Origin of the sequence: Georgenia satyanarayanai (genome assembly GCF_900116375.1) — a bacterium.
Classification (GTDB): domain Bacteria; phylum Actinomycetota; class Actinomycetes; order Actinomycetales; family Actinomycetaceae; genus Oceanitalea; species Oceanitalea nanhaiensis.
The window spans coordinates 290,476-312,459 of record NZ_UETB01000002.1 but is presented as its reverse complement, the minus strand read 5'-3'; the positions used below and the strand labels follow the sequence as shown (position 1 = coordinate 312,459).

General features: G+C 74.6%; 19 protein-coding genes and 1 pseudogene. 11 read left to right on the top strand and 9 right to left on the bottom strand.

What is annotated here, in order from left to right:
* Positions 1-85: 85 nt before the first annotated feature.
* On the bottom strand, positions 86-763 hold the full coding sequence (locus DSZ44_RS05640) for a Crp/Fnr family transcriptional regulator (protein WP_307784954.1): 678 nt from the start codon (positions 761-763) through the stop codon (positions 86-88).
* Between the two features lie 97 nt (positions 764-860).
* Between DSZ44_RS05640 and nth the strand changes: the two genes are divergently transcribed.
* The gene (gene nth, locus DSZ44_RS05635) at positions 861-1,562 is read left to right on the top strand and encodes an endonuclease III (RefSeq protein WP_181424542.1); all 702 of its coding nucleotides are present in this window, start codon (positions 861-863) and stop codon (positions 1,560-1,562) included.
* Positions 1,563-1,568: 6 nt separating this feature from the next.
* On the opposite strand, the gene DSZ44_RS05630 is transcribed toward nth, so the two are convergent.
* From DSZ44_RS05630 to DSZ44_RS05615, 4 genes are all read right to left on the bottom strand, one after another.
* Entirely contained in the window at positions 1,569-2,477 is a 909-nt protein-coding gene (locus tag DSZ44_RS05630) for an alpha/beta fold hydrolase (RefSeq protein WP_110851614.1), read from the bottom strand.
* Positions 2,478-2,628: 151 nt separating this feature from the next.
* Positions 2,629-4,617 carry an acetate--CoA ligase gene (acs, locus tag DSZ44_RS05625; RefSeq protein WP_110851613.1) on the bottom strand — a complete coding sequence of 663 codons (1,989 nt, stop codon included), beginning with the start codon at positions 4,615-4,617 and terminating at the stop codon, positions 2,629-2,631.
* A 276-nt stretch (positions 4,618-4,893) separates the two neighbouring features.
* Entirely contained in the window at positions 4,894-6,054 is a 1,161-nt protein-coding gene (locus tag DSZ44_RS05620; protein WP_110851612.1) for a hypothetical protein, read from the bottom strand.
* A gap of 69 nt (positions 6,055-6,123) precedes the next feature.
* Positions 6,124-6,912: an HAD family hydrolase gene (locus tag DSZ44_RS05615; protein WP_110851611.1), complete on the bottom strand. Its 789-nt coding sequence runs from the start codon at positions 6,910-6,912 to the stop codon at positions 6,124-6,126.
* 154 nt (positions 6,913-7,066) lie between these two features.
* Here DSZ44_RS05615 and DSZ44_RS05610 point away from each other — a divergent pair, with 154 nt between their 5' ends.
* From DSZ44_RS05610 to DSZ44_RS05570, 9 genes and pseudogenes are all read left to right on the top strand, one after another.
* Positions 7,067-8,611: a sodium-dependent transporter gene (locus DSZ44_RS05610; protein WP_110851610.1), complete on the top strand. Its 1,545-nt coding sequence runs from the start codon at positions 7,067-7,069 to the stop codon at positions 8,609-8,611.
* Positions 8,608-8,760: a methionine/alanine import family NSS transporter small subunit gene (locus tag DSZ44_RS05605; protein WP_110851609.1), complete on the top strand. Its 153-nt coding sequence runs from the start codon at positions 8,608-8,610 to the stop codon at positions 8,758-8,760. Before DSZ44_RS05610 ends, DSZ44_RS05605 begins: the two co-directional genes overlap by 4 nt.
* A 111-nt stretch (positions 8,761-8,871) precedes the next feature.
* Positions 8,872-9,861 carry a CpaE-like family protein gene (locus DSZ44_RS05600; protein WP_110851608.1) on the top strand — a complete coding sequence of 330 codons (990 nt, stop codon included), beginning with the start codon at positions 8,872-8,874 and terminating at the stop codon, positions 9,859-9,861.
* Positions 9,858-11,003, top strand: a complete 1,146-nt coding sequence (locus tag DSZ44_RS05595) for a TadA family conjugal transfer-associated ATPase (protein ID WP_110851607.1) — start codon at positions 9,858-9,860, stop codon at positions 11,001-11,003. The genes DSZ44_RS05600 and DSZ44_RS05595 overlap by 4 nt, the downstream gene beginning before the upstream one ends.
* Entirely contained in the window at positions 11,000-11,725 is a 726-nt protein-coding gene (locus tag DSZ44_RS05590; protein ID WP_110851606.1) for a hypothetical protein, read from the top strand. The genes DSZ44_RS05595 and DSZ44_RS05590 overlap by 4 nt, the downstream gene beginning before the upstream one ends.
* Positions 11,722-12,270 carry a type II secretion system F family protein gene (locus DSZ44_RS05585; protein WP_181424541.1) on the top strand — a complete coding sequence of 183 codons (549 nt, stop codon included), beginning with the start codon at positions 11,722-11,724 and terminating at the stop codon, positions 12,268-12,270. The genes DSZ44_RS05590 and DSZ44_RS05585 overlap by 4 nt, the downstream gene beginning before the upstream one ends.
* Before the next feature lie 91 nt (positions 12,271-12,361).
* Entirely contained in the window at positions 12,362-12,607 is a 246-nt protein-coding gene (locus tag DSZ44_RS19080) for a DUF4244 domain-containing protein (RefSeq protein WP_502530279.1), read from the top strand.
* 55 nt (positions 12,608-12,662) lie between these two features.
* Complete coding sequence (locus DSZ44_RS05575) at positions 12,663-12,986, top strand: TadE family type IV pilus minor pilin (RefSeq protein WP_258369251.1); 324 nt, start codon at positions 12,663-12,665, stop codon at positions 12,984-12,986.
* Positions 12,881-13,288: pseudogene (locus DSZ44_RS05570) on the top strand (Rv3654c family TadE-like protein); the annotation flags it as partial. The gene DSZ44_RS05575 and the pseudogene DSZ44_RS05570, both read left to right, overlap by 106 nt.
* An 88-nt stretch (positions 13,289-13,376) precedes the next feature.
* Here the strand turns inward: DSZ44_RS05570 and sftH are convergent.
* A complete protein-coding gene (gene sftH, locus DSZ44_RS05565) occupies positions 13,377-15,788 on the bottom strand; it encodes a DEAD/DEAH box helicase (protein WP_110851604.1) in 2,412 nt (803 codons plus the stop codon).
* 231 nt (positions 15,789-16,019) lie between these two features.
* Between sftH and DSZ44_RS05560 the strand changes: the two genes are divergently transcribed.
* Complete coding sequence (locus DSZ44_RS05560; protein WP_110851603.1) at positions 16,020-18,329, top strand: sodium-translocating pyrophosphatase; 2,310 nt, start codon at positions 16,020-16,022, stop codon at positions 18,327-18,329.
* A 104-nt stretch (positions 18,330-18,433) separates the two neighbouring features.
* On the opposite strand, the gene DSZ44_RS05555 is transcribed toward DSZ44_RS05560, so the two are convergent.
* The 3 genes from DSZ44_RS05555 to DSZ44_RS05545 all read right to left on the bottom strand — a co-directional run bounded on the left by DSZ44_RS05555 (position 18,434) and on the right by DSZ44_RS05545 (position 21,891).
* Positions 18,434-18,877, bottom strand: coding sequence for a DUF8738 domain-containing protein (locus DSZ44_RS05555; protein ID WP_110851602.1), 444 nt, complete (start codon positions 18,875-18,877; stop codon positions 18,434-18,436).
* The gene (locus DSZ44_RS05550; protein WP_220035100.1) at positions 18,874-19,767 is read right to left on the bottom strand and encodes a 3-methyladenine DNA glycosylase; all 894 of its coding nucleotides are present in this window, start codon (positions 19,765-19,767) and stop codon (positions 18,874-18,876) included. The genes DSZ44_RS05555 and DSZ44_RS05550 overlap by 4 nt, the downstream gene beginning before the upstream one ends.
* 108 nt (positions 19,768-19,875) lie before the next feature.
* Positions 19,876-21,891 (bottom strand): bifunctional metallophosphatase/5'-nucleotidase, encoded by a 2,016-nt coding sequence (locus tag DSZ44_RS05545; protein ID WP_110851601.1) that lies wholly within the window; start codon positions 21,889-21,891, stop codon positions 19,876-19,878.
* Between the last annotated feature and the right edge of the window lie 93 nt (positions 21,892-21,984).

Here is a 21,984-nt window from a genome sequence, read left to right as displayed (position 1 = left end):
ACGCCGAGAGCTGAGTTGTTCCGCGGAACAGCTCAGCTCTCGGCGTATGGGGAGTGGGTGTGTGTCTGTACGTGTGCGGGGCGGGTCAGCGGGCGCGGCGCTTGAGGCGCTCGAGGTCGAGGATCTGCACGGCCCGGCCCTCGAGGCGGATCCAACCGCGGGAGATGAAGTCCGCCAGGGACTTGTTGACCGTCTCGCGGGAGGCGCCGACGAGCTGGGCCAGCTCCTCCTGGGTGAGGTCGTGGGCCACCCGCAGGCCGTCGGGGGTCTGCTCGCCGAAGCGGACCGACAGGTCGAGCAGCGCCTTGGCGACGCGGCCGGGGACGTCGGAGAACACGAGGTCCGCGAGGGCCTCGTTCGTGCGGCGCAGACGGCGGGCCAGCGCGCGCAGCATGTGCTTGGCCAGCTCGGGTCGCGTGTCGAGCAGGTGCATGAACGGGTCGTGCTGCAGCTCGAGCAGGCGGGCGGTGGCGACGGCGGTGGCCGTGGCGGTCCGCTCACCCGGCTCGAAGAGCGTGAGCTCACCGAGCAGCTCGCCCGGGCCGAGGATGGCCAGCAGGTTCTCCCGGCCGTCGGTCGAGCGGTGACCGAGCTTGATCTTGCCCTCGATGACGAGGAACAGGCGGTCGCCGGGGTCACCCTCGTGGAAGAGGGTCTCCCCGCGACGCAGGCTCACCTCGTGCATGGCCTCACGCAGGGCCGCTCGAGCGTCGTCGTCGAGGGAGGCAAAGAGGGGCACGGAGCTGATCGCGGAGTCGTCCACGTTTTGCTTCCTTTTCACGTCGGTGTCGGCGGCCGGGCCGGAGCCCATGGCGACCATCCTGCCACCGAGAGCAAGCTGCCGCCCGTAACCTGGGCCGGTGAGCACCGACCTGCCGCTCGCCGAGCGTGGCCCGGCACCCGCCGTCGAGGTCGACGACGTCCTCACCGCGGAGTGGCCCGACGCCCGCTGCGAGCTCGACTTCACCGCCCCCTTCGAGCTCCTCGTCGCCACCGTCCTGTCGGCCCAGACGACGGACGTGCGCGTCAACGCCGTGACTCCCACGCTGTTCCGGCGGTGGCCCGGACCGGCCGAGCTCGCGGCCGCGAGCCAGGAGGAGCTGGAGGAGGTGCTGCGGCCGCTGGGCTTCTTCCGGGCCAAGGCGACCTCGCTGCGCGGCCTCGCGGCGGCGCTGCTCGCCGACCACGGCGGGCAGGTGCCGGCCGACCTGGACGCGCTCGTCCGGCTGCCGGGGGTGGGCCGCAAGACCGCGAACGTCGTGCTCGGCAACGCCTTCGACGTCCCGGGCATCACGGTGGACACCCACGTCGGGCGGCTCGCCCGCCGCCTGGGCTGGACGGAGAACAAGGACCCGGTGAAGGTGGAGCGGGACATCGCCGACCTCGTGCCACCGGAGCGGTGGACCATGCTGTGCCACCGGCTGATCTTCCACGGGCGCCGCGTCTGCCACTCACGCCGGCCCGCCTGCGGCGCCTGCGTGTTCGCCGACGTGTGCCCGAGCTACGGGGTGGGGGAGACCGACCCGGAGCTCGCCGAGGGCCTGGTGCGCCGCCCGGGCTGACTCCGGTCAGTCCGGGAGGGCGGCGAGGAAGTCGAGGAGGAGGGCGGTGACGGCCTCGGGTGCCTCCTCGGGCAGCAGGTGCCCGGCGCCCGGGACGACGGCGGTGCGCAGCTGACCCCGCACGTGGGCCGGGTCCGCGGCATAGGCGGCGGCCGGGCTGAAGCGGTCGGCACCCCCGCGCACGCTCAGCACCGGCACGGTGACCGGGTGGGCCATGGCGGCGAGGTAGCGCCGGCCGTCCGGGCGCGGGGTCGAGCGCACGAGCCAGCGCAGGTGCTCGAGGCTCGTGTGGGCGACCGACGGGAGCCGGACCGCGGCCTGGTAGGCGCGCAGCTCCTCGGGCGGCAGCACGCGGCCGGGCGCCGAGAGGTCCGTGAGGACGCGGGAGACGAGGTCACCGCGGCGCAGCGCGTGCTCCGGGAACCACGGCACCTGGACGCGGGCGAGGAAGGCGCGGGCCCGCGGGCCGAGGTGGTTGCGCGGCCGCAGGAGCGGCACAGGGTGCGGGGCGCTGAGGACGGCGACGGCGCGGGTGACGCGGGGCTCGAGCACCGGCATCGACCACGCGAGCAGCCCGCCGAAGCTGTGACCCGCGACGACCGCCCGCTCGCGGCCCAGTGAGCGGATCACGCCGCCGACGTCGGCGGTGAGCACCGGCGTCGCGTGCCCGCCCGGCGGCTTGTCCGAGCCGCCGAAGCCGCGGACGTCCATCGCTGCGACGCGGTAGCCGGCGTCGGCCAGGGCCGTCAGCTGGTGGCGCCACGCCCACCAGAACTGGGGGAAGCCGTGGAGCAGGACGACGAGCTCACCGGCCTCCGGGCCGGCGAGGACGACGTGGAAGCGCGCCCCGTTCGCCGGCACGAACCGGTGCTCCCACGGTCCGTCCTGCCACACCACACCCTGCGCACTCGCCACGCGAGGAGCCTAGACGACGCTCCACCCCACCCCTGCGTCCCCCACACGTGAGCGCCGAGAGCTGAGTTGTTCCAGGAACAACTCAGCTCTCGGCGTGAGGGGGGTGGGGCTACTCGCGAGGGGCGGGGGGCTACTTCTGAGGGGCGGTGGGCTACTTCTGCATGCCGGCGCTGATCTGGGCCATGACTGTCGAGTCGGCCAGGGTCGTCACGTCGCCGACCTGGCGGTTCTCGGCGACGTCGCGCAGGAGACGGCGCATGATCTTGCCGGAGCGGGTCTTGGGGAGCTCGGGGACGACGAGGATCGAGCGCGGCTTGGCGATCGGCCCGATCTCCTTGGCCACGTGCGCCCGCAGCTCGGCGATGTGGTCCTCGGCGCTCGCCTCGCTGGCGGCTGCGGCCGCCTCGCCACGCAGGATGACGAAGGCGACGACGGCCTGGCCGGTCGTGTCGTCGCTGGCCCCGACGACGGCGGCCTCGGCCACCGTGGGGTGGGAGACGAGCGCGGACTCGATCTCCGTCGTCGAGAGGCGGTGGCCCGAGACGTTCATGACGTCGTCCACGCGGCCGAGGACCCACAGGTCGCCGTCCTCGTCCTTCTTGGCGCCGTCGCCGGCGAAGTAGATGCCGGGGAAGCGGGACCAGTACGTGTCGTGGAAGCGCTGCTCGTCTCCCCAGATGCCGCGCAGCATGGCCGGCCACGGCTCGGTGAGGACGAGGTAGCCGCCCGAGCCCGCGGGGACGGGCTCGCCCTGCTCGTCGACGACGTCGGCGCTGATGCCGGGCAGCGGCGTCTGGGCGGAGCCGGGCTTGGCGGCGGTGACGCCGGGCAGCGGGGAGATCATGATCGCGCCCGTCTCCGTCTGCCACCACGTGTCGACGACGGGGGTGCGGTCACCGCCGATGACGCGGCGGTACCAGACCCACGCCTCGGGGTTGATCGGCTCACCGACCGAGCCGAGCACGCGCAGGGAGGACAGGTCGAAGCGGCCCGGCTCCTCCTCGCCCCACTTCATGCACGTGCGGATCGCGGTGGGCGCGGTGTAGAGGAGCGTGACCTTGTACTTCTCGACGATCTCCCACCAGCGGCCCTTGTGCGGGGTGTCGGGCGTGCCCTCGTACATCACCTGGGTGGCGCCGTTGACGAGCGGGCCGTAGGTGACGTACGTGTGCCCGGTGACCCAGCCGATGTCCGCGGTGCACCAGTAGACGTCGGTCTCCGGCTTGAGGTCGAAGACGTTGCGGTGGGTGTACGCGGACTGGGCGAGGTACCCGCCGGTCGTGTGGAAGATGCCCTTGGGCTTCCCGGTGGTGCCGGAGGTGTAGAGGATGAACAGCGGGTGCTCGGCCTCGACGTCCACGGGCGCGAAGTCGGTGTCCTGGCGGGGGACGACCTCGTCCCACCACACGTCGCGGCCCTCGGTCCAGGCCACGTCCTGCCCGGTGCGCCGGACGACGAGGACCTTCTCCACCGGCGTGTCACCGCTGGCGAGGGCGTCGTCGACGGCGGGCTTGAGGGCGCTCGCCTTGCCGCGCCGGTAGCCGCCGTCGGCGGTGATGACGACCTTCGCCGACGCGTCGTTGATGCGGGTGTGCAGCGCCTCGGCGGAGAAGCCGCCGAAGACGACGGAGTGCGGGGCGCCGATGCGCGCGCAGGCGAGCATCGCGACGACGGCCTCGGGGATCATCGGCAGGTAGATCGCCACGCGGTCACCGGTCTGCACGCCGAGCTCGGCGAGGGCCGCGGCGGCGCGAGCCACCTCGTCGCGCAGCTGTGCGTAGGTGATCGTGCGGGTGTCGCCCTGCTCGCCCTCCCAGTGGATGGCCACGCGCTCGCCGTTGCCGGCCTCGACGTGCCGGTCCACGGCGTTGTAGGCGGCGTTGAGCCGGCCGTCACCGAACCAGCGCGCGCGTGGCGCGTCGGACCAGTCGAGGACCTCGGAGAAGTCCGTGGACCAGGTGAGCAGCTCGCGGGCCTGCTCGGCCCAGAACCCGAGGCGGTCGGCCGCGGCCCGGTCGTAGAGCTCCGCGGTCGCGTTCGCCTGGGCGGCGAACTCGGGGCTCGGCGGGAAGCGGCGCTCCTCGACGAGCAGGTTCTCCAGTCCGCCTGCCGCTGCGTCAGCGCTGGTGTGGTCAGCCATGATTCCTCCGGACGACGTCGTTCGTTGCCATTGCCGTGCCCCCGTATGGCCGGGATCACATCGGCGCACGTCCCCGAATGTACCGTCCGTGCGGCGTCGACGGGCGCGGCGACCAGGACGCCGGCGGCGGGCGGGACGGGCAGGCGTGGGGATGCTTCGGGGCACCCCACCGGGGGTCACGGGGCCGGGACCGGCGCGAGAGCGGGGCGCCGGCCGCCGACGGACGGAGCAACGGGCCGGTCGCGGGAGTCCCGTGGCCGGCCCGTTGACGTGCGCTCAGGCCTCGACGGCGGGGTGCACCTCGCGGCGGCCCTGACGGCGGGCGCCGTGGGAGACGACGCCGACGAGCACGAGGGCGACGCCGACGACGACGAGCCGACCCGTGCTGCCCGAGGCGACGAGGTGGTGGGCGACGTTGTCGCCGAAGTCGCCGAAGTCGCCGAGGTCCGCGAGCCACGACTCCACCGGCTCGAGGAGGTCCTGCGTCCACGCCGGCACGGCGAGGAAGGGCACCCCGACGACGATGACGAGCGCGCCGGTGACGATCGCGCCCACAGAGCTCCACCGGGCCGCGAGCAGGACGACGGCGAGGACGAGCAGGCCGCCGGCGAGCTCGAGCAGGGCCGCGACGTTGAGGTTCGCGGTGTCCCACGGGTTGCCCTGCGGGAGCGTGAGCCGTGCGCCGGCGTCGGCGAGGAGGTACCAGGCGACCGGCGTGAGGAGCAGGCTGAGCAGGATGGTGAGCACATGCGCCTTCGCCCGCGAGGGCGGGCGGGTGTGGGCGGTCGTGCCCTCCAGGAGGACGTCACGCTCCGGCCGGGCGCGCTCGTCCTCGGCCGGGTGCTCCGCGGGGCCGGCGGGGGGCGCCGGGGGAGCGGTGGCGCCGGCGGCGCCCGCACCCGCGGCCGCGCCCGTCAGCCACGGCGCGGGGGTGGTGGCCGTGCCGGTGTGCTCGGGCTCGGGCTCGGGCTCGGGCTCGACCGGACGGTCGCCCGTGAGGTAGGTGGCGCTGCGGTGCTCGGCGAGACCGGACCGCGGCACCGGACGCTCGGCCTGGTGCGTGCGCAGCACCTGCGTGCGGTCGGTGTCGCCGACGGCGGGAGGCTCCTCCCGGTCGGTGGTGGCGGTCGAGCCGGAGTGGCCGCCGGCCGCGTCGCCCGCGGCACGATGCTCGCCGTCCGCGGGGACCGGCTCGGCCGGGACCGGGTGGGGCTGGTCCTCCTCGCCCGGCGGCTCGGGCGTGGTCGAACCGGGGCGGGCGCCGTCGTCGGCGAGCCAGGCGGCGTCGTCGGCGGGCGGTGCGGGGTCTAGGCGCTGCGACCAGGGTGCGTCGGTCGGTGCTTGGACCGTGCTGCCGGCGTCCGCCGGTCCAGCGTCGGTGCTCGCCGGCTCGACCGGCTCGTCGGGGTTGTCGCGCTCATAGGGGTTGTCGGACACGTCGCCTCCTCGGGTCTGCGGTCCTCAACGTAGCGAGGCGTGAACGCCGGGCAGGGGGCGGCGCGCCGGTCAGCGCGCGGTGCGCCGCCACGTCCGCCACGCGAGGGCGGCGAGGAGGACGGTCCCCATGGCCACCGCCGCCGGCGCGCCCGGCCGGCGACGTGGTCGGACCGGCACCGGGCGGGTGAAGTCGCGCACGAGCCAGCCCTGGGCGATCGCGTGGCGGCGCAGGGCACGGTCCGGGTTGACGGCCACCGGGTTGCCCACCGCCTCGAGCATCGGCAGGTCGGTGACGGAGTCGCTGTAGGCGGTGCTGGCGGTGAGGTCGTAGCCGCGCTCGCGGGCGAGCTCGCGGATCGCCGTCGCCTTCGTCGGCCCGTAGGCGTAGAACTCGAGCTGGTCGGTGAAGCGGCCGTCGGTGACGACGGGCCGGGTGGCGATGACGTGGTCGGCACCGAGCAGCTCCCCGATCGGGCGCACGACGACCTCGCTCGACGCCGAGACGACGACGACGTCCTCACCCGCCGCCCGGTGCTCGGCGATGAGCTCGAGCGCCTCCCGGTAGACGACCGGACGCACGTGCGTGTCGACCGCCGCGGCAGCCACGGCCTCGGTGCGCGCCGCGTCCCAGCCGAGGGAGACACGTGCCAGGCGCTCCTTCATGCGCTCGGTCTGGTCGTGGTCGGCCCCGAAGGAGAGGTAGCCGAGCTGGGCGTACAGGCCGCGCAGCGCCCCGGCGCGGGTGAGCAGCCCGGCGGCGTAGAACGCCTTGGACAGCGCGAGGGACGAGGAGCCGGCGATGACGGTCTTGTCGAGGTCGAAGAACGCCGCCGGACGTCCCGGGGAAGTGTGTGGCACGAAGAACCTCCTGCCCCGACCCTAACGGCCCGGTCCGCGGGCGCCCCGAGGAGAGTCTGTCCGACAGGTGAGACGTGCGCTCGTCGTCGCCCGAGCGGGAGGGCTAGATTGCGCGGCACCACCGACGCCGGTGGCCTGACGACGAGGGGACCCGATGGCAGAGCGGACAGCGGCACCCGAACGTGAGCAGTGGACCGGCCAGTACGGCTTCATCCTGGCCGCGGTCGGATCGGCGGTCGGCCTGGGGAACATCTGGCGGTTCCCCGGTGTGGCCTACGAGAACGGCGGCGGCGCCTTCCTCGTCCCCTACCTCGTCGCCCTGCTCACGGCAGGTGTGCCGATCCTCCTGCTCGACTACTCCCTCGGGCACCGCTTCCGCGGCTCGGCGCCGGCGGTGTTCCGGCGGCTGGGGAAGGGCTTCGAGCCGCTCGGATGGTTCCAGGTGGCCATCTCCTTCATCATCGCCACCTACTACACCGTGATCGTCGTGTGGGCGATCAGGTACATCGGCTTCTCCGTCGACATGGCCTGGGGCGAGGACCCTGCGGCCTTCTTCACCGGTGACTTCCTCCGGTACAGCGGCGCCGGCCTGAGCACCGACTACGTCGGCGGGATCTTCTGGCCGATGCTCGTGCTGTGGCTCGTCGTCCTCGCCGTCCTCGCGCTCGGCGTCCAGCGCGGGCTGGAGCGGGCGAACAGGATCTTCATCCCGCTGCTCGCCGTCCTCTTCCTCATCATGGTCGTGCGGGCCCTGTTCCTCGAGGGCGCCGCCGACGGGCTCACCGCGTTCTTCACCCCGAACTGGGAGGCGCTGGGCGACCCGAACGTGTGGATCGCCGCCTACAGCCAGATCTTCTTCTCGCTGTCGATCGCCTTCGGCATCATGATCACGTACTCGAGCTACCTCAAGCGGCGGTCGAACGTCGCCCCCACCGGGTACGTCGTCGCCTTCGCGAACTCCTCCTTCGAGCTCCTCGCCGGCATCGGCGTCTTCGCGACCCTCGGCTTCATGGCCGCCCAGCAGGGCGTGGCGGTGGGCGAGCTGGAGAACCTCACCGGTCCGATGCTCAGCTTCGCGACCTTCCCGCAGATCGTCTCGATGATGCCCGGGGGACCGATCTTCGGGATCCTCTTCTTCACCTCGCTCGCGCTCGCGGGTTTCACCTCCCTCATCTCGATCCTCCAGGTCGTCTCGGCGGCCTTCCAGGAGAAGTTCGGGCTCAGCCGCGTCCAGGTCTCCCTGCTCATCGGTGGCCTCGCGGCGGTCATCTCGCTCGCGCTGTACTCCTCGACCTCCGGCCTGGCCGTGCTGGACACCGTGGACAAGTACACGAACGAGGTGGGCGTCGTCCTCTCCGCGATCGCCACCTGCGTCATCGTCACGCTGGGCGCCCGTAGGCTGCCCGAGCTGCGCGCCCACCTCAACGCCGTGTCGACCGGTCACGTGGGCCGCTGGTGGAGCGTGCTCGTCGGGGCGATCGTCCCCATCGCGCTGACCGTGATGCTCGTGACGAGCCTGAGCACCCTCCTCGGCGAGCGGTACGAGGACTACCCGTTGGCCTTCCTCAACATCGCCGGGTGGGGCACGCTCGCCCTCATGGCCGTCGCCGCTCTCGTGTACACCCTCATCCCGTGGCGCCGCCCCGTCGACGACTTCACCCCCGAACCGCTGTCAGCGTCCCAGGAGGCCCGGCGATGACCCCCCTCGCGATCGTCTTCATGCTGCTCGCCATGCTCATCATCTGGGGCGGTCTCACCGTCGCCATCGTCTTCCTCGCCAAGCACCCCCTCGAGGACGACGACGCTCCCGCGGGCAGGCCCGGCCCCTCCCGAGCGCCCCGGCGCTGAGCCACCGCCGGTCCCCAGGGCCGGCTCGCGGGCGACTCCTCCCCAGCCGAGGGCCGTGCCCGCCCCGACGTGCCCCGGCTTCGTCATCCTCGAGGTGAGAGGAGGGCGAGCATGGAGGCAGCGGTACGGGCGGTGCTCCGCTCGGGGGACCGGCACGTCATCGAGCGGGTGCGGCGACTGTGCGTCCTCGCGGGCGTGGAGCTGGACGTGCGCCCGCCCGGCAGCGATCCGCCGGCGGTGGCGGCGGTGCTCCTCGACGACCGCGGTGACGCAGCCGGCCCGGCCTGGCGTGGGACCGCGGCTGCCGGGGAGGTGCTCGAGCTCGGTGACGGCGGGCTGCACCTGCCCGCGGACGCCGAGGTGGTGCTCGACGCGCTCAGCCGCGCGGCCGCACCCCGCCGCGCTCGGGTGGTCGGGGTCGTGGGCGCCGTCGGCGGGGTGGGGACCTCCGCGCTCGGTGCCGTGCTCGCGCGGCTGGCGGTGGACGCCGGGCGGACGACGGCGCTGGTCGACCTCGACCCCGCGGGCGGAGGGCTCGAGGTGCTCCTCGGGGTCGAGCACGACCCCGGCCCGCGATGGTGCGACGTCCTCGCCGAGCGTGGCGGCTTCCCACCGGACCGGCTCATGGCCGCGCTGCCCCAGTGGCTCGGTGTGCGGGTGCTCTCCTCGGACGTCCGCGGGGGTGTGGCCGGCGGGCACCCGGTGGCGCTCGACGCCGTCGGCGCGCTGACCAGGGCGGCCGACGCCGTCCTCCTCGACCTGCCCCGCGCGGTGCTGGCGCCGGGCGCGGACCGGGAGTGGCTGGCGCTGTGCGACGAGACGGTCCTGCTCACCGCCTGCGACACCCGGGCGGCCGCTGCTGCCGCGGCGGCGGTGGGCGTCCTCGGTGAGGTACGGCTGGTGGTGCGCGGACCGGCGGCGGGCACCCTGCTGCCCGAGGACGTCGCCGACGTGTGCGGGCGCCCGCTCGCCGCGGTGCTCCGCCCCGAGCGGGCGTTCACCGCCGGTGTCGAGCGCGGCCTGTCCCCGGGCGACCAGCGACGGGGGCCGCTCCTCGCCACCGGGCGCCGCCTGCTGCGGACGGTGGGGCTGGGCCCGTGACCACGGTGGCCGACGTCCGCGCGGCCGTGGCCCGCGGCGGGGGCGAGGCCGACGGCGCGACGGTGAGCGCCGCCGTCGTCGCGGGCTCGGCTGTGCAGGGGTGGCGGGCGCTGCTCGAGCTCGACTCCCGCGCCCGGGCCGCGCTCGTGGGTGCCGGTGAGCTGCAGGACCTCCTCGAGGACCCGCTCGTGACGGACGTCCTCGTCAACGGGGCGCGGGGCGTGTGGGCCGACCGCGGCCGGGGGCTGGTGCCCGTGCTGCTCGAGCTCGGCGGTGAGGCCGAGGTCCGGGCGCTGGCCACGAGGCTGGCGGCGGCGTGCGGGCAGCGGCTCGACGAGGCGTGCCCGGTGGTCGACGGTGCGCTGCCCGACGGCACCCGCCTCCACGCGGTGCTGCCACCCGTCTCCGCCGACGGCACGCTCATCAGCCTGCGCACCCAGCGCGGGCGGGCGCTGACCGTCGAGGAGCTCGTCGCCGGTGGCACCGTCGCGCCGCCGCTCGCCGACGTCCTGCGGGGCCTGGTCACCACGCGCGCCAACGTCCTCGTCAGCGGCGCCGCCGGGGCGGGCAAGACGACGCTCCTTGCTGCGCTGCTGTCCACCGTGGGCCCGCACGAGCGCATCGTGTGCATCGAGGAGGCAGTCGAGCTGCGGCCGGACCACCCGCACGTGGTCCACCTCCAGGTGCGCCGGGCCAACGTCCAACGGGCCGGCGGCGTCGAGATGGCCGAGCTGGTCCGGGCGGCCATGCGGATGCGGCCCGACCGCCTCGTCCTCGGGGAGTGCCGCGGCGCCGAGGTGCGCGAGGTCCTCGGCGCCCTCAACACCGGGCACGACGGCGGCTGGGCCACCGTCCACGCCAACGCCCCGGCCGACGTGCCCGCCCGGCTCATCGCTCTGGGGTCCCTCGCCGGTCTCGGCGAGCACGCCGTCGCCGTCCAGGCGGTGAGCGCCCTGGACGCCGTCCTCCACGTCACCCGCACCGAGGGCGGGCGGAGGCTGACGGAGGTCGGCGTGCTCGCCCGCCGCGGGCCGGAGCTCGTGTGCGACACCGCGCTGCGCGTCACCGCCCGCGGGGAGGTGCGGGAGGGGCCCGCGTGGCCGGCGCTCGCGGACCGGCTCGACCAGCGGGAGCGGGCATGACCCTCCTCGTCCTCCTGGCCGTGCTCGTCGCCCTCGCGTGGGCTCCCGGACGACCGACCCCGCGCGTGCGGGACGGGCCGTGGGCGGGCCGGGTCCGGCGCCTGCTGCGCGGACGGCGGCGGGTGCGGCGGCTGGACCTCGCCGTCGTCGTCACCGAGGTGGCGAGCCGGCTGCGGACCGGCGCCACCCCGGAGGCTGCGTGGGCCACGACGGTAGGTCGGCTGCTCGGCCCGGCCGCGGTGGTCGACGGCGTCGGGCCGGGCGGCGCGGCCGGAGGCGAGGACGGCGTCCCGCCGGCGCTGGCCCGGCTCGTCACCCACTGCGCTGGCGATCCTGCGGCTGCCGCCGCGGTCCGGACCGTGGTCGCTGCCAGCCGGCTCACCCACACCCTCGGCTCCCCGCTGGCCGAGGTGCTCGACCGCTGCGCCGTGACGGTGACCGAGGCGGAGCAGGCACACGACGCCCGGAAGGTGGCCCTCGCCGGGCCACGCTCCACCGCGCGCATCCTGGCCGGGCTGCCGCTCCTGGGGCTGCTCCTCGGCGCCGGCCTCGGAGCCGACCCGCTCGGCTCCGCGACCGACGGTGGCTGGGGGACCGCCAGCGTGCTCACCGGGCTGCTCCTGCTCCTCGCGGGGCGGCGGTGGACCACCGCGCTCGTCACCGCCGCGGAGGCACCGGGGCACGCGGTGCGACGGCGCTCGCGGGCGGCGGCGCAGCGGTGAGCGCCGTTCTCGCGCTCGCGGCCGCGCTGGCCGTCGTGCCCTGGCTGCTGACGCGGCCCGGCGCCCCTCGCCCGGCACGCGGGAGACGACGGCGGCAGCAGCGCACCCCTGCCGTGGCCGACGCCGTGGTGCTCCTCGACCTCCTCGACGTCGCCCTCGCCTCCGGGGCCTCCGTCCCGGGGGCGCTGGCCGCCCTCGCCGTGGCGACGGCCCCCGACCCGGTCGCGGCGCAGCTGCGGTCCGCGGCCACGGCACTGCGCCTGGGAGCCACGTGGCAGGAGGCGTGGCAACCCTGCCCGCCGGTCCTCCGCCCCCTCGCGAGCGCCCTGGAGCCGGGCTGGACCGAGGGCGTGGACCCGTGCCCGCTCGTGCGCCAGGCCGCCGCCTCGATCCGCTCCCGCCGTCGCCAGGAGGCGCAGGAGGCCGCGGCGCGCCTCGGTGCGCGCCTCGTGCTGCCGCTGGGCCTGTGCTTCCTGCCGGCATTCGTCCTGCTCGCGATGGCTCCGGTGCTGCTCTCGGGCGTCGGGTCCCTGCTGGCGCGCTGAACCCCAGGTCCGGCTCACGAGAGCACCGTGCACAGAAGCGGGACCGGTCCAGACGGCGGGTGCGGGAGGCGACCCACAGTGGGTGGACCGGCTGACTCGCAGCCGGACCGACGAAAGGACAACCATCATGCGCTGGGCACGAACCGCACGTGTGTCGCTGCAGGCCCGCCTGCGGACACTTCGCCAGACGGCCGAGGCCGGTATGGCCACCGCCGAGTACGCCATCGCCACGCTTGCCGCGGCGGGCTTCGCCGGGCTGCTCCTCGTCATCCTGCGCAGCGCCGAGGTGCGGGGCTTCCTCCTCGGCATCATCCGCCAGGCCCTCCAGGTGGGATGACGTGGGCGGCGGGGCAGGACGTCTCCGGGTACGCCCCAGGGCCGAACGGGGCGCGGTGACGGCGGAGCTGGTGCTCGTCCTGCCCGCCGTCGTCATGGTGCTGCTCGTGTGCTGCACCCTGGGAGCGGCCGTCCTCGGGCAGGTGCGCTGCGCCGACGCCGCACGTGCTGCCGCCCGTGCGGCGGCGATCGGTGAGTCGGCGGCCGTCGTCTCGTCCGTCGCCCGTGAGCTCGCCGGCGCGGACGCCGAGGTGAGCGTCGAGACCGACGGCTCGTGGGTGGAGGTCGTCGTCTCCCGTGCGGTCGCCCCCGGGGTGCTGGGCGCCGGCACGCTGGAGGCGCGGGCCAGCGCCCGGGCCTGGGTGGAGCCGGGACCGTGAGCGGGCGGCGCCCCGGCTCCCCAGCGGCCGCAAGGCCGGGGGAGCGGGGATCGGGGACGGTCCTCGGGATCGGGGTGGTCGCCGTCGCGCTCGTCCTCCTGGTGGCCGTCGCGGCGCTCGGGCAGGTGGTCGCGGGCCGGGGGCTCGCCCAGGCCGCCGCCGACCTCGCCGCGCTGGCCGCGGCGGAGCGTCTGCACGTGCCCGGTGCGGGAGCCGGCGCCTGCGCCGTGGCCGCGAGGGTCGCGTCCGTGCACGGGACCACCCTGGCCGGCTGCGCCGTCGAGGGGACGGAGGTGACCGTCGAGGTCGCCCGTGACGTCGGCCCGGGGCTGGTGGCGCGGGCGGGCGCCCGTGCCGGACCTGCGCGGCGGGGTGGCCGGCCGTCCGCCGCTACTCGGGGCAGGCGGCGACGAGGAAGCGCAGCACGCGCACCGCCGCGGCCTTGTCGAGGGGGGAGTTGCCGTTGCCGCACTTGGGCGACTGCACGCAGCTCGGGCAGCCGTCGGCGCAGCCGCAGCCGGCCACCGCCCCGAGGGTGGCCTCCAGCCACTCCCGGGCGGCCCGGAAGCCGCGCTCGGCGAAGCCAGCGCCGCCGGGGTAGGCGTCGTGGACGAAGACCGTGGGCACGAGCGTGTCCTGGTGGACGGCGGTCGACAGACCGCCGAGGTCCCAGCGGTCGCAGGTGGCGACGATCGGCAGCAGCCCGATGGACGCGTGCTCGGCGGCGTGGAGAGCGCCGGGCAGCACGTCCGCGCCCACGCCGACCTCCGCCAGCGCCTCCGCGCTGACCGACCACCACACCGCGCTCGTCCGCAGGACGCGCTCGGGCAGGTCGAGGGGGTAGCTGCCGACGATCTCCAGGCCCGGCAGGCGCCGCCGGTCGAAGCCGGTCACCTGGGAGGTCACCTCCACCGCTCCGCGGGACCACCGCACGGTGGCTCCGCCGGGGTGGGGCCACCCGGCGTGCTCCTGCTCCTCGATGATCCGCACGGTCGTGGCGCTACGGGCCTTGGTCCGGTAGGACACCTCGGGCTCGGCGTGGACGAGGGCGACGTCGTCGGCGAGCGAGTCGACGACGAAGGTGCGGCCCTGGTGGACGTAGACGGCGCCCGGGTGAACCGTGCCGTCGGCACGCGCGCCGTCGACCGTGCCCAGCACCCGGCCGGTGCCGGCCTCGACCACCTGCACCGGCTGGCCGTGCCCACCGCGCAGGTCGGTGAGGGAGGAGGGCTGCTCGGGCCGGGCGAAGTTCCAGAACCAGCCGTTCGGGCGGCGGCGCAGGAACTCCTGGGCGGTGAGCAGCTGGAGCAGGGAGTCGTCGGTCAGCCCGAAGCGCGCCAGGTCCGCCTCGGTGAGCGGGACCTCCGAGGCTGCGGCGCACAGGTGCGGGGCCAGGACGTAGGGGTTCGCGGGGTCGAAGGTCGTCACCTCCACCGCCTGGCCGAAGACCGCCTCGGGGTGGTGGACGAGGTAGGCGTCCAGCGGGTCCTCCGAGGCGACGAGCACCGCGAGCCCGTCGCGCCCGGCGCGTCCGGAGCGGCCCGCCTGCTGCCACATCGACACGCGCGTGCCCGGCCAGCCGGTCATGACGACGGCGTCCAGGCCGGAGACGTCCACGCCCAGCTCGAGCGCGTTCGTCGTCGCCAGCGCGAGCAGGTCCCCCTCGCGCAGGGCACGCTCCAGGGAGCGGCGCTCCTCGGGCAGGTAGCCGCCGCGGTAGGCGGCCACGCGGTCGGACAGGCCGGTGCCGGCGAGCTGGTGCTGGATCTGCTCGGCCACCGCCTCGGCCCCGTAGCGGGAGCGGACGAAGGCGAGCGTCCGCGCGCCCGCCCGCACGAGACGGGCGACGAGGGCGGACGCCTCGCTCGAGGCGCTGCGCCGCGGGCCGGCGGCGTCGATCTCGGTCTGCTCCTCGGGCAGCGCGACGCCCTCGCCGGGCCACTGGCGCCCCTCCCGGGTGAAGCCGGGCTGCCACAGGACGATCGTGCGGGTGCCGCTGGGCGCCGTGTCCTCGACGACCGCGTGCACCTCGGCCGGGTCCACCCCGATGAGCCGCGCGCCGGTCGCGGCGGGGTCCCCCGTCGTCGCCGAGGCGAGGACCACCGTGGGCCGCGCGCCGTAGTGCTCGGCCACCCGCAGCAGGCGGCGCAGCACGAGGGCCACGTGCGCCCCCAGGACGCCCCGGTAGGCGTGGCACTCGTCGACGACGACGAAGCGCAGCCCGCGCAGCAGCCGCTGCCAGCGCCGGTGGCGGGGCAGCATCGAGAAGTGGAGGAAGTCGGGGTTGCTCAGCACGATGTCGGCGTGGTCGCGGGCCCAGTCGCGCTCGGCGAGCGGGGTGTCACCGTCGCACGTCGTGGCCCGCACCCCGCGCAGCGCCGCCGCGTCGAGGAGTCGCTCGAGCCCGGCGAGCTGGTCGGCGGCGAGCGCCTTCGTCGGTGAGAGGTACAGCGTCGTGGGGCGGCGGGCGTAGCCGGCGATCCGGCCGGAGCCCGGGCCCGCGGCCGCCTCGGCCCCTTCCCGCACGGCGCTGATCGCCGGCAGCCACGCCGCCAGCGACTTGCCCGAGCCGGTGGCCGTGGCGATGACGGTGTGCGTCCCCGACCAGACCGACTCGGCGGCCTCCACCTGGTGCTCCCAGGGCGCCTCGACCCCCATCCGGCGGTAGCCGGCGACGAGGTCGGCGTCCGCCCACACCGGCCAGCTGCCCGTGCGCCCCGGCCGGGCCGGGATGCGCTCGACATGGAGGAGCCGGTCGTCGCCCTCGCCGAGCTGGTGCAGGAGGGGGAGGAACTCGGTCACCCTGCCATCATCGCCCCGCGGGGGCCGCGAGGTGGAACGGGAACTGGACGGAGGGACGAGCGGGGTCGTCCGACAGCGCGATTCTCGCGTCCTCGCGGCCCGAAGTGCTCGGCAGGAGCCATACGACGTGCGTAGACTCCGGGCACGTCAAAGCGCGGCGGTTGCGCCGCATGAACGCCGCCGAGCGCTGACACTGCTGTGAGCGCCGGTGGGCACTGCCGAGGAGGGCGGATGCTCGAGCTGAGTGCATCAAGTCTGGTCATAGTCGGGGTCATCGCGGGCGTCGCGGTCATCGCGCTGGTCATCGCGGTGGTGCTGCGGGGGCAGGTGCTCGCGGCCGACGAGGGCTCGGTCCGGATGAGAGAGATCGCCCAGGCGATCCAGGAGGGCGCCCGGGCCTACCTCAACCGGCAGTTCCGGACGCTGGCGCTCTTCGTCGTCGTCGTCCTCGCCCTGCTGTTCCTGCTGCCCGGTGACGGCGGGATCAAGGTGGGGCGCGCCGTGGCGTTCGTCTTCGGTGCCGGGTTCTCGGCCGCGATCGGCTACCTCGGCATGTGGCTGGCCGTGCGCGCCAACCTGCGCGTGGCCGCCTCCGCCCAGCACCCGGGCGGCCGCCGGGAGGGCGCCCGGATCGCGTTCCGCACCGGCGGTGTCGTGGGCATGTCCGTCGTCGGCCTCGGCCTGCTCGGTGCGGCCGGCGTCGTGCTCATCTTCCAGGGTGACGCGCCGGCCGTGCTCGAGGGCTTCGGCTTCGGCGCCGCCCTGCTCGCGATGTTCATGCGGGTGGGTGGCGGCATCTTCACCAAGGCCGCCGACGTCGGAGCGGACCTCGTCGGCAAGGTCGAGCAGGGCATCCCCGAGGACGACCCCCGCAACGCCGCCACCATCGCCGACAACGTCGGCGACAACGTCGGTGACTGCGCCGGCATGGCCGCCGACCTCTTCGAGTCCTACGCCGTCACGCTCGTCGCCTCCCTCATCCTCGGCAAGGCAGCCTTCGGGGAGCAGGGCATCATCTTCCCGCTCATCGTCGCGGCCATCGGCGCCGTCGTCGCGGTGCTCGGCGTGGCCATCACCCGGGTGCGGGGCACGGAGGACGCGCTCACGACGATCTACCGCGGCTTCTACATCTCCGCGCTCGCCGGGGTGGCCCTCGCGGCGCTCGCGGCCTTCCTCTACCTGCCCTCCACCTTTGGCGCCATCACCGGGGTGAGTGAGGAGCTCGCCGACCACGCGGGCGACCCGCGGCTCATCGCCGCCGCCGCCGTGACGATCGGGGTCGTGCTCGCGGGCGTCATCCTGTGGCTGACCGGCTACTTCACCGGCACCACCTCCAAGCCCACCCTGCACGTGGCCAGCACCTCCCGGACCGGCGCCGCGACCGTCGTGCTGTCCGGCATCGGGGTCGGCTTCGAGTCGGCCGTCTACACCGCCGGCATCATCGCCGCCGCGATCTGCGGCGTGTTCCTCCTCGCGGGCGGCTCGGTGTGGCTCTCGCTCTTCCTCGTCGCGCTCGCCGGCTGCGGCCTGCTCACCACCGTCGGCGTCATCGTCGCGATGGACACCTTCGGGCCGGTGTCGGACAACGCCCAGGGCATCGCCGAGATGTCCGGGGAGGTCGACGAGGAGGGCGCGCAGATCCTCACCGACCTCGACGCCGCCGGGAACACGACCAAGGCCATCACCAAGGGCATCGCGATCGCCACGGCGGTCCTCGCCGCCACGGCGCTGTTCGGCTCCTACGCCGATGCGGTCGCCACCTCGCTGCAGGACATCGTGGACTCCGGCAAGGAGGTCGGCGGCGGGGTCATCACCTCGATGCTCGCCTACGACATCATCTCCCCGGTCACGCTCGTGGGCGTCATCCTCGGCGCCGCCACGGTCTTCCTCTTCTCGGGCCTGGCGATCGACGCCGTGACCCGCGCGGCCGGCGCGATCGTCTTCGAGGTCCGCCGCCAGTTCCGCGAGAACCCCGGCATCATGACCGGCCAGGTCCGGCCCGAGTACGGCCGCGTCGTGGACATCTGCACCCGCGACTCCCTGCGTGAGCTCGCCACTCCCGGGCTGCTGGCCGCCTTCGCCCCGATCGCGGTGGGCTTCGGTCTCGGCGTCGGTCCGCTCGCCGGCTTCCTCGGCGGGTCGATCGCCGCCGGCGTCCTCATGGCGGTGTTCCTCGCCAACGCCGGCGGGACGTGGGACAACGCGAAGAAGCTCGTCGAGGACGGTCGGTACGGTGGCAAGGGGTCCGAGGCGCACGCCGCCGTCGTCATCGGCGACACGGTCGGTGACCCCTTCAAGGACACCGCCGGCCCGGCCATCAACCCGCTCATCAAGGTGATGAACCTCGTCGCGCTGCTCATCGCGCCCGCCGTGGTCCAGCTCAGCGTGCCGGCCGACGCCAACCACGTCCTGCGGATCGGGATCGCCTCGGCGGCCGCCGCGGTGGCCTTCGGCGCCGTCATCGCCTCCCGGCTGCGGGCGGCGAAGGCGGACCAGGAGAACGAGGCCCGGGCCGAGGTCGCCTCCGCCCGGGCACGCTGACCGGGTGTCGCAGCCCGCACGCGCGCCCTTCCCGCACGCGTCGAGAGCCGGGTCTCTCCGGAGAACCCGGCTCTCGGCGTGGACCGGGGCCCGTCCCGCTGGGATCAGCTGTCGGCGGGAGGGGGGCCCAGTCGAGGGGACTCGCACCGGGCGAAGTCGCCGCTGCGACCCGCGTGGTAGGAGAACTCCCGGCCCTCGGCAGCGAGGACGAGACGGGCGCCGGGCACCTGGGCCTGGGTGTAGCTCATCCCCGGCTGCGGGCAGCCGAGCGCGCCGTCGGGCCAGGTGACGTCCTCGTGGCTCACCACGCTGACCGCGGCCGGGTCGAGGCCGAGGTGCTCGGCCAGGTCCGCGACAGCCGCCTCGACCTGCGGCGTGCGCTCCACGGCGGGGTCGGTGGTCGGCGGCGCGGTCGGGACCACGGTGGGCAGCTCGTGCGACGACGGCGTCTCCCCCGACGGCCCACCGGGCGAGGACTCGCCACCGCACGCGGCGAGGAGGAGGACGACGACGGCGAGGGCGGCGGTCCGCGCGCGGGTGGCCCTCACAGCCCCAGCCCCTCCCCGACGGCGACGAGCTGCTCACGCAGCGGCGCGGCCCGCTCGGCGAAGGCGCGCTGCGCGGCAACGTACTCCGCGCGGCCCTCGGCCGTCTCGATGGCGACCGGTCGGTATCCCAGGACCGTGACGTCGTAGGGGGAGGCCCGCATGTCGAGCACGCGGATGTCGCGGGCCAGCTCGACGCAGTCGAGGAGCAGCTCGCCGGGACAGGCGGGGCCGAGGGTGAGGGCCGCGCGCATGAGGTCCATGTTCGCGTGGAGGCAGCCGGGCTGCTCGAGCTGGGGCTGGGTCTCCCGGGTGGGCTGCAGCCGGTTGACCGGTCGCGCGGCGGGGGTGAAGAAGCGGAAGGCGTCGAAGTGGGTGCAGCGCACCGGGTGCGCCTCGACCACCTCGTCCGTCCCCCGGGGTCCCAGCCGCAGCGGGAGGTCGTGACGCCGTTCGGCCGCGGGCTGACGGTAGACCATCGCCCACTCGTGCAGGCCGAGGCAGCCGAGGTGGGCGGGCCGCGCGGCCGTGGCGCGCAGGATCGTGAGGAGCTGGCGCAGCGCCGCGCCGCGGTCGGCGACGAAGGCGTCCGCGTCGAGCCGCACCCCGCCGTCGGGCGTGCGCGCGTGCCAGCGCCACCCGGCCCGGGCGGCCAGCAGCTCGTCGTCGTCGGCGAGGAGGGTCACCCCGGTGCCGGGGTGCCAGCGGTCGAGCCGTCCGGCGCGGATGGCGTAGTAGTCGAAGAGGAAGTCCTCGACCGGGTGCTGCTCGCCGCGCGAGCGGCGTTCCCGGTGCGCGCCGGTGAGCGCCAGGGCGCGCTCCCGGTGGCGCGTCTCGCGCGTGAGCCACTCCGGCGCCGTGAGCGCCCGGGCCGCCACCGTCTGCACCGTCATGCCCCCAGCCTAGGCACCTCACCCCCGCGCGCCCCCCGCGCGCCCCTCCTGACGCCGAGAGCTGAGTTTTTCACCGGAACAACTCAGCTCTCGGCGGTGCAGGGGTGGTTACGGGGCCATCCGGCGGCGGTGGGCCAGGGCACCGGCACCACCGAGCACGGTGAGCAGGGCCAGGCCCGCCAGGGCCACCACCGGGGCACCGGTGGCGGGGAGCTGCCCGCCACCCGGTCCAGCGGTGGGCGGCGCGGTCGCGTCGGGGCTCGTGGGCGCCGTCGTCGGCGAGGGCTCCTCGGTCGGCTCCTCGCCGGGCGTCGTCGGCTCCGGCTCGGGCAGCGGCTCGGTGACGAGCCACCAGTTCTCGACGAAGAAGTCCGCCGGGTCGATGACACCGCGCTCCTGGGCCCACTCGATGAGGAGCTGACGGATCTCGAGCAGCTCGTCGTAGACGACGGGGGCGTCGGCCACGTGGGGGAAGGCACCGCCGCCGCTCTGCCGGTAGTTGTTCACCGCCATGACGAACACGTCGTCGTCGGCCACCGGGGTGCCGTCCGGGTGGGAGAGGCCGGTGATCCGCTCGCCGACGGGCTGGGAGATGTCGATGGAGTACTCCAGCCCGGAGATGACGTCGTAGTTGTAGTCCGGGACGCCCTCGGGACGGTCGGGGTAGACGGCGTTCGTCCCGGTCTCGGGGTCGAACTCAGCACCCTCCTCGACCTGATTGAAGTAGCGGGCCGAGTACTCGAGGTAGTCGCGCAGCTGCGCGCCGGTGAGCTCGACGGCACGCAGGGTGTTCTCGTAGATGTACAGGCCGGCGATGTCCCGGATCGTCACCTCTCCCTCGGGGAACACCGCGGTGCGCGAGAACGGGGACGCCTGCGAGATCACGGTCGCGTCCGCGTGCTCGGTGCCCTCCAGTGCGGCCTCGACGGTCGTCTGCTGGACGTGGTTGATGAAGTCGATGATCGGGGTGTCCTCGTAACGGGACGTGGCGGCGGGCAGCTCGGTGACCGACTGCGCGACGGGTGTGTTGACGTAGTCGACGGTGGCCGCGTGCTCGTCGGCCAGCAGCTCGACGAGCTCCGGGTCCTCCTCGGTCTTGGTGCCGTAGTGCGCGACGGCGGTCGGGGCCTGGCCCTCGGACCAGTCGACCTCCCAGCCGTCCTCACCCTCGGGAACGAGATTGAGCGTCGTCTCGGTGACCGACCGCGCCCAGGAGCTGGGCTGCGTCATGAGCACCGGCTCGCCGTCGACGTTCTCGAGCACCTGGGAGGGGATGTCCTGGTGGGTGTGGCCGGCGACGAGGACGTCGATGCCCGGCACGAAGTGAGCGATGTTGTTCGTGACGTCCTCGTGCAGCGCGGCGGGGTCGTAGTCCTCGTTCTCGACGTTGCCGAGCCCCGTGTGGGCGATGACGACGACGACGTCGGCCTGCTCCTCGACGACCGGCACCCACCGCTCGGCGGCGGTCACCATGTCCTGGAACTCCAGGACGCCCTCGACGTGCTGCTGGTCCCAGATCCGCACGCCCGGGGTCACCAGGCCGATGACGCCGACCGTGACGTTCTCGCCGTCGATGGTGCGCTCCACGAGCTCGTAGGGCTCGTGGTAGGGCTCGTCGGTGCCTGCGCGCAGGACGTTGGCACCAAGTAGCGGGAAGTCGAGGTCCTCCTCGTAGGCGTCGAGCATGTCGAGCCCGTAGTTGTACTCGTGGTTGCCGACCGTCTGGACGTCGTAACCGATGTGGTTGAAGGCCGCCGCCATCGGGTGCGTGCGCTCGTCGTCGAGCACCTCCTGGGCGCCGTCGCCCATGCCGTAGTAGTAGGTCAGCGGGGTGCCCTGGATGGCGTCGCCGTTGTCGACGACGACGACGGACTCCGCGCCCTTCTCCTCACGGACGTCGTCGACGACCGTCGAGACCCGGGTCAGCCCGAGCGAGTCGTCCTCGGGAAAGGGCTGGTTACGGAAGTAGTCCCAGTCGTAGACGTGACCGTGGACGTCGGTGGTGGCCAGCAGGGTGAGCTCGAGCCCGTCCGGCTCGACGGGCTGGCCGGCGGCGGGTGCGGCCGCCGCGGCCAGGAGGAGCGCCGCTGTCGTCGCGGCGGGAACTGCTCTGCGTGTGCGCAATGTGGTCCTTCCAGACGGGTGTGGACGTGTCCTGCCGCCGCACGGGCCGGTCGGGCACGCCACCGGCAGGCGCTCGAAGGCTAGCGCCCCGCT

What these genes read in the sequence shown, in the direction of transcription:
- DSZ44_RS05550 (WP_220035100.1), bottom strand. Translation starts at nt 19,767, where the DNA reads ATGACGGTGCAGACGGTGGCGGCCCGGGCGCTCACGGCGCCGGAGTGG.
- acs (WP_110851613.1), bottom strand. Translation starts at nt 4,617, where the DNA reads ATGGCTGACCACACCAGCGCTGACGCAGCGGCAGGCGGACTGGAGAAC.
- DSZ44_RS05610 (WP_110851610.1), top strand. Translation starts at nt 7,067, where the DNA reads ATGGCAGAGCGGACAGCGGCACCCGAACGTGAGCAGTGGACCGGCCAG.
- DSZ44_RS05560 (WP_110851603.1), top strand. Translation starts at nt 16,020, where the DNA reads ATGCTCGAGCTGAGTGCATCAAGTCTGGTCATAGTCGGGGTCATCGCG.
- DSZ44_RS05605 (WP_110851609.1), top strand. Translation starts at nt 8,608, where the DNA reads ATGACCCCCCTCGCGATCGTCTTCATGCTGCTCGCCATGCTCATCATC.
- DSZ44_RS05590 (WP_110851606.1), top strand. Translation starts at nt 11,000, where the DNA reads ATGACCCTCCTCGTCCTCCTGGCCGTGCTCGTCGCCCTCGCGTGGGCT.
- DSZ44_RS05600 (WP_110851608.1), top strand. Translation starts at nt 8,872, where the DNA reads ATGGAGGCAGCGGTACGGGCGGTGCTCCGCTCGGGGGACCGGCACGTC.